This is a genomic window from Streptacidiphilus jeojiense, from assembly GCF_000719095.1.
GTDB lineage: Bacteria > Actinomycetota > Actinomycetes > Streptomycetales > Streptomycetaceae > Streptacidiphilus > Streptacidiphilus jeojiensis.
Window position 1 is genome coordinate 1 of record NZ_JOEH01000108.1, and the last position, 377, is coordinate 377.

Sequence of the window (377 nt, forward strand, 5' to 3'; positions counted from 1 at the left end):
GGTGGGTGGTTGGTCGTTGCTTGAGAACTGCACAGTGGACGCGAGCATCTGTGGCCAAGTTTTTAAGGGCGCACGGTGGATGCCTTGGCACTAGGAACCGATGAAGGACGTGGGAGGCCGCGATAGGCCCCGGGGAGCTGTCAACCGAGCTTTGATCCGGGGGTGTCCGAATGGGGAAACCCGGCAGTCGTCATGGGCTGTCACCCGCTGCTGAACACATAGGCAGTGTGGAGGGAACGCGGGGAAGTGAAACATCTCAGTACCCGCAGGAAGAGAAAACAACCGTGATTCCGAGAGTAGTGGCGAGCGAAATCGGATGAGGCTAAACCGTAGTGGTGTGATACCCGGCAGGGGTTGCCATTGCGGGGTCGTGGGAC

Annotated in this window: 1 rRNA gene; it reads left to right on the forward strand. The window is 59.4% G+C overall.

Annotated elements, in window-relative coordinates:
- Nucleotides 1-52: 52 nt before the first annotated feature.
- A 23S ribosomal RNA gene (locus IF29_RS0141240) occupies nucleotides 53-377 on the forward strand; the annotation flags it as partial.